Annotated in this window: 6 protein-coding genes and 2 pseudogenes; 4 read left to right on the top strand and 4 right to left on the bottom strand. The window is 66.3% G+C overall.

The window, feature by feature from the left end; translation table 11 throughout:
• From J7E68_RS05060 to J7E68_RS05045, 4 genes are all read left to right on the top strand, one after another.
• Window positions 1-477, top strand: a 477-nt coding sequence (locus J7E68_RS05060) for a sugar phosphate isomerase/epimerase family protein (RefSeq protein ID WP_215170449.1), incomplete at its 5' end; no start/stop codon positions are given.
• A 185-nt stretch (window positions 478-662) separates the two neighbouring features.
• Window positions 663-2165 (top strand): sugar ABC transporter ATP-binding protein, encoded by a 1503-nt coding sequence (locus tag J7E68_RS05055; RefSeq protein WP_215170447.1) that lies wholly within the window; start codon window positions 663-665, stop codon window positions 2163-2165.
• A complete protein-coding gene (locus J7E68_RS05050; protein ID WP_215170445.1) occupies window positions 2165-3199 on the top strand; it encodes an ABC transporter permease in 1035 nt (344 codons plus the stop codon). Before J7E68_RS05055 ends, J7E68_RS05050 begins: the two co-directional genes overlap by 1 nt.
• Window positions 3200-3248: 49 nt before the next feature.
• Window positions 3249-4250, top strand: coding sequence for an ABC transporter substrate-binding protein (locus tag J7E68_RS05045; RefSeq protein WP_215170443.1), 1002 nt, complete (start codon window positions 3249-3251; stop codon window positions 4248-4250).
• A 356-nt stretch (window positions 4251-4606) separates the two neighbouring features.
• On the opposite strand, the gene J7E68_RS05040 is transcribed toward J7E68_RS05045, so the two are convergent.
• The 4 genes and pseudogenes from J7E68_RS05040 to J7E68_RS05030 all read right to left on the bottom strand — a co-directional run.
• Complete coding sequence (locus tag J7E68_RS05040) at window positions 4607-4903, bottom strand: putative quinol monooxygenase (RefSeq protein WP_215170442.1); 297 nt, start codon at window positions 4901-4903, stop codon at window positions 4607-4609.
• Window positions 4904-4985: 82 nt separating this feature from the next.
• Complete coding sequence (locus J7E68_RS19615; RefSeq protein ID WP_311416361.1) at window positions 4986-5372, bottom strand: hypothetical protein; 387 nt, start codon at window positions 5370-5372, stop codon at window positions 4986-4988.
• Window positions 5373-5541: 169 nt separating this feature from the next.
• Window positions 5542-5847 (bottom strand): annotated as a pseudogene (locus J7E68_RS19610) (aryldialkylphosphatase); the annotation flags it as partial.
• Window positions 5847-6126 (bottom strand): annotated as a pseudogene (locus J7E68_RS05030) (shikimate dehydrogenase); the annotation flags it as partial. The pseudogenes J7E68_RS19610 and J7E68_RS05030, both read right to left, overlap by 1 nt.

The following is a 6126-nucleotide window of genomic DNA, read 5'->3' as shown; positions in this document are numbered from 1 at the left end:
GTCGCCGACCGCGCTGCCGGGCGCGGAATCTCGGTGTCGCTCGAGGTCGTCAACCGCTACGAGACCAACGTGCTGAACACCGCACGCCAGGCGCTCGCCTACCTCGACGAGGTGCAGCGACCGAACCTCGGCATCCACCTCGACACGTACCACATGAACATCGAGGAGTCGGATATGTTCGCGCCGGTGCTCGATGCCGCTCCCGCCCTGCGGTACGTGCACATCGGCGAGAGCCACCGCGGCTACCTCGGCACCGGCACCGTCGACTTCGACACCTTCTTCAAGGCGCTCGGCCGCATCGGCTACAACGGACCGATCGTGTTCGAGTCCTTCTCATCGGCCGTGGTCGCACCCGACCTCAGCCGCATGCTCGGCATCTGGCGCAACCTCTGGACCGACAATGTCGAGCTGGGCGCGCACGCCAATGCCTACATCCGCGACAAGCTCGTCGCCGTGGACTCGATCCGGCTGCACTGAGCGGGGTCGAACGCCGATCGGCAGACCTGTTGCCAACTTGTTATTACAGGTCTTCCTTTCCCGATGACTCTTAGTTACATTTAGATACAACTTGCGCAGGGCAGGGCGCAGGCCGCAGAATTGATCCGATGTTTCCGGACCCGACCGGAATACTGCAGAAGACCTTCAAGGAAGCAGGTGAGCACATGAGTGACCCCATTCTCAGAGTGGAGGGGATCAGCAAGGGATTCCCCGGTGTGCAGGCGCTCAAGGACGTGCACCTCGAGGTGCGTGCGGGTGAGGTGCTGGTGCTCGTGGGCGAGAACGGCGCAGGCAAGTCGACCCTCATGAAGATCCTCTCGGGGATCTACACCAAGGACGAGGGCACGATCACGTTCGAGGGCCAGGAGGTCGAACTCACCAGCCCCCTGCAGGCGCAGCAGCTCGGGATCACGATCATCCATCAGGAGCTCAACCTGATGCCGGATCTCACTGTCGCGCAGAACATCTTCGTGGGCCGCGAGCCCACCACGGGGCCGTTCCTGTCGGAGCGCAAGCTCAACGCGCAGACCGCAGAACTGCTGCAGCGCCTCGGCATCCGGGTGAATCCGCGACAGCTCGTCGGCGAGCTCACGGTGGCCGAGCAGCAGATGGTCGAGATCGCCAAGGCGCTCTCGTTCAACGCCAAGGTGCTCATCATGGATGAGCCGACATCCGCACTCACCGACTCCGAGACCGAGACCCTCTTCCTGCTGATCGAGCAGCTGCGGACCTCGGGAACCGGCATCGTCTACATCTCGCACCGCATGGACGAGCTGAGGCGCCTCGCCGACCGGGTCACCGTGCTCCGAGACGGCACATACATCGGATCACTGGAGAAATCAGAGGTCAGTGTCCCCAAGATCATCGAGATGATGGTCGGCCGCGTGATCGACGAGGGAACCCGCCCGCAGGCCCGAGATCACATCAACGACCCGATCGTGCTCGACGTGCAGGGGCTCTCGACCAAGAACCTGCTGAAGGACGTGTCGTTCCAGCTGCACAAGGGCGAGATCCTCGGCTTCGCCGGCCTCATGGGCGCAGGCCGCACCGAGACCGCGAGGGCGATCATCGGCGCCGACCACCGCGACGGCGGCACGATCGCGATCGGCGGCGACCCGGTGCGCATCGGACAGCCGGCGGATGCCGTGAAGCACGGCCTCGGCTACCTCTCGGAGGACCGCAAGCTGCTGGGCCTGATGCTCGAGCAGGACGTGACGTTCAACACGGTGCTCGCCTCCCTCGGGTCGTACGCCAACGGCATCGGCTGGATGGGCGACGCCAAGGCGAAGAACCGCACCAAGGAGTACGTCCAGCAGCTGAGGGTCAAGACGCCCTCGGTGAACCAGGTCGTGAAGCTGCTCTCGGGAGGGAACCAGCAGAAGGTCGTCATCGCCCGGTGGCTGATGCGCGACTGCGACATCCTCATCTTCGACGAGCCGACCCGAGGGATCGACGTCGGCGCCAAGGAAGAGATCTACCGCCTGATGCAGCAGCTCGCTGACCAGGGCAAGTCCATCATCGTCATCTCGTCGGAACTGCCGGAGATCCTCCGCGTCGCGAACCGCATCGCGGTCTTCGCGAACGGTCGCATCACCGGGACGCTCCGCAACGAGGAAGCCAGCCAGGAGAAGATCATGCAACTCGCAGCCCACGGGGAGGAAGACTGATGAGCACCCCACAGCAGCCCGGATCGTCGACGACGACGATCATCCAGACGGCAGTCGACGAGAACACAGACAAGCGCGACTTCGGCGGGTTCCTCCGCCGTCAGCTGCAGCAGTCGCTCGCGTTCGGCACACTGATCGTCCTGGTGATCTTCTTCTCGATCGCCAGCCCGAACTTCTTCACCTTCAGCAACATCGCCACGGTGCTGCTGTCGACCGCGGTCATCGGCATCCTCGCCCTCGGCACGACGTTCGTCATCATCACCGGCGGCATCGACCTCTCGATCGGAACCGGCATGGCGCTCTGCGCCGTGATGACCGGTGTGTTCGTGACGAACATGGGACTCCCGGTCTGGGTCGGCGTCATCGGCGGCGTGCTCACCGGTGTGCTGATGGGACTCGTGAACGGCATCAACATCACGTTCCTCCGGCTGCCTCCGTTCATCGCGACCCTCGCGATGATGATGATCGCCGGTGGTCTCGCCCTGGTCATCTCGAACGTCTCGCCGATCTACTTCTCGACGTCGGCCCCCGACTTCAAGAAGATCGCGCTCGGCGTGATCATCCCCGGCATCCCGAACGCCGTGCTGATCACCGCGGTGGCCGCGATCATCGCCTGGCTGGTGCTGTCGAAGACGCTGCTCGGTCGCTACACCTTCGCGATCGGCTCGAACGAAGAGGCCACCCGCCTGTCGGGTGTGAACACCCGCCGCTGGACGATCCTCATCTACATGTTCGCGGGAGCATTCACCGGCATCGCGGGCATCGTGATCGCCGCCCGCCTCGACTCGGCGCAGCCGCAGATCGGAACCGGCTACGAGCTGCAGGCGATCGCCGCGGTCATCATCGGCGGCACGTCGCTGCTCGGCGGACGTGGATCGATCCTCGGCACCGTGATCGGCGCGCTCATCATGAGCGTTCTCGTCAACGGCCTGCGCATCATGTCGATCCAGTCCGAATGGCAGAACATCGTCGTCGGCATCGTCGTGCTGCTGGCTGTGTTCCTCGACTCGCTGCGCAACCGCCAGCGCACCTGACCCACAGATCTACACCCCCCACCACCACACAGAGAACAATGGAGTTTCCATGAAATTCGGCAAGAAGACCGCATTCGCGGCACTCGTGGCCGCATCCGCCCTCGTCTTCGCGGGCTGCGCAGGCGGCGGTGACGTCATCGAAGAGGGCAGCGGCGGCGACGGAGCAAGCGGCGACGGCGAGATGTACATCGCGCTCGTCTCGAAGGGCTTCCAGCACCAGTTCTGGCAGGCAGTCAAGCAGGGCGCTCAGGAGAAGGCAGACGAGCTCGGCGTGAAGATCACGTTCGAGGGTCCGGCCGCCGAGACCGAGATCGCCCAGCAGCTCGAGATGCTCACCACCGCGATCGACAAGAACCCGGATGCCATCGCCTACGCCGCCCTCGACCCCGAGGCGTGCGTCGCCCCGCTCGAGCAGGCGAAGTCGAAGGACATCCCGGTCGTCTACTTCGACGCACCGTGCGACGGAGACGTCGGACTCAGCCTCTCGGCGACCGACAGCAAGGTCGCAGGCGCGCTGGCGGCAGAGCACATGGCCGAGCTGATCGGAGGCGAGGGCGAGGTCGCCATCGTCGGTCACTCGAACATCAACTCGACCGGTGTCGAGCGTCGTGACGGATTCGTCGAGAAGATCGAGGCGGACTTCCCCGACATCGACATCGTCGACATCCAGTACGGCGACGGCGACCACCTGAAGTCGGCCGACATCGCCAAGACGCTGATCGCCGCCCACCCCGACCTCAAGGGCATCTACGGCACCAACGAGGGTTCGGCCATCGGCGTCGTGAACGCCGTGAACGAGCTCGGTCTCGAGAAGGGCAAGATCACGATCGTCGGCTTCGACTCGGGAGCTGCCCAGATCAACGCGATCAAGGACGGCACGATGGCGGGCGCCATCACGCAGGACCCGATCGGCATCGGCGCGCAGGTCGTGCAGGCGGCCTACGACGCAGCCAACGGCGAGGATGTCGAGGAGTTCTACGACACCGGTTCGTACTGGTACGACAGCACCAACCTCGACGATGAGAAGATCGCGGCCGTCCTCTACGAGTGATGCGCTGAGATCGACGGAAGCCCCTCGCCTTCGGGCGGGGGGCTTCTGCGTGCCCGGGGCTTTCTGTGTGCCGGGTGGTTGGGGGCTGGCGGCATCCGTGCACAGGTGCATGCTCAGATCACGGATGCAGGCCCATACGCCCGCAATCGGCGTGCTGGCATGCAGGTGTGAGGGGCATGCAGGTGTGGGGGGGGATGCGGGAGGGGTGCGGGTGAGGCATCCGTGCACAGGTGCGTGCTCAGATCACGGATGCAGGCCCAGACGCGCGGAATCGGCATGCAGGTGTGTTCTGGGCATGCAGGTGTGTTCTGGGCATGCAGGTGTGAGGGGCGGATGCCGGGGAGGGGAGCGCGCCGTCAGATCCGGCGAAGGAAGGTGAGGATCGACGACGGTTCGACGATCAGCTGCTGCAGCGCCTCGTTGAACGGCACACCGGCCGGGGCTGCGATGTGCGCCTGGAAGGCCGCCTCGTCGCGATAGACCTCGTAGACGAAGAACCGGTCGGGGTCATCGACGAGGCGCGTCGCATCGAACACGACGTTGCCCTCTTCGGCTCGCACGGCCTCGGCGAAATCGCGGAGCAGTGCGGCGACCTCGTCGCCCTTCTCGGGGCGTGCGGTGAACACGGCGTGCAGGATGGTCGGCTCGGCCATGAGGGCTCCTCGGGGTGGATGCGGGATGCGGGATGCGGGGTACGGGATGCGGGGTACGGGATGCGGGGCAGGCGATGCGGGATCAGGGCGACAGGGTGAGCAGGCGCGCCGGGTTGGCGACCAGCATCCGCTCTACCGCGTCGTCGCCGACCGCAGACCGCAGTCGGGGCAGGTAGCGCTCGCCGAGGTAGGCGAGGCCGGGCATGCCCCCGTAGGCGAGGTACCGGGTGCGGCGGGCGACGTCGCCGCCGAGCAGCACCCGATCGACCGCGCCCAGGGCGACGACCTTCTCGGTGAGGGCGAGCAGCTCGGCATCCGACCGGGTGCGCGGCCGGGCGACACCGTCGTATCCGAGGTAGGCACCGCGCTCGGCGAGCGAGGCGTGCAGACCCGAGTCCGGATCGCGGTCGGCGTGCGCGAGCACGACGCGATCGGATGCGACGCCCTCGGCCTCGAGCAGGTCGAGCACCTCGTGCGCGGCGGTGCAGAANNAGCATGCCGGCGCGCACGGGCATGCCATCGGGAGCCGTTGCACGGGCCACGTCGGGCGTCTCGAACACCAGCGCGTCGTCGACGGGCATCCCGCGCGTCACCTCGGCGACGAACAGCGCGGTCAGACGCTCGGTGCTCCACGCGTGCATCGGGTGGTCGTCGCCGTAGTGCGCCTCGCGGTGGCGGCCGGTGGTCGCGACGACGTGCATCCCGGTGCCGGCGCTGATGCGTGCGACCCCCTCGGGGTCTCGCCCGAGCCCGAACGGGGTCGCATCCACCATCGCCGCGAAGCCGCTGGCCTTCAGCAGGGCGGCCTCCTGCCCGGAGAGGTCTTCGTCGTCGAGCTCGTCGCCCACCAGCAGCGGCGAGATCTGGAAGAGGTGCTCGTGATAGTTCGTCGCTCCGAGCTGCGCGGGGTCGATGTCGCCGAGCACCGTGCGCACGACCGGCATCAGCGCACCGCTTCGGCAGCCTCGGCGAGCCGTTCGACGATCTCGGGGGTGAGGTCGATCTCGAACACGTCGGCGACGACCTGCGACCAGCCATGGATGAAGTACCGCCAGCCGTCGACCACATGCAGACCACGCGGGGCCTCCTGAGCCCGCGCCTGATGCAGGAACTCGAGCGACCCGCGGTAGTTGAACTCCCACACCCACGCGCTCTCGGGGAACGCGACGTCGTCGGGCAGCGGCGAGCCGGGGCGATCCGTGCCGAGGCCCGGGGCGTTCACG

The sequence above is a fragment of the Microbacterium sp. ISL-103 genome, assembly GCF_018613995.1.
Lineage (GTDB): Bacteria > Actinomycetota > Actinomycetes > Actinomycetales > Microbacteriaceae > Microbacterium.
This window is presented reverse-complemented; position numbering and strand designations above follow the sequence as displayed.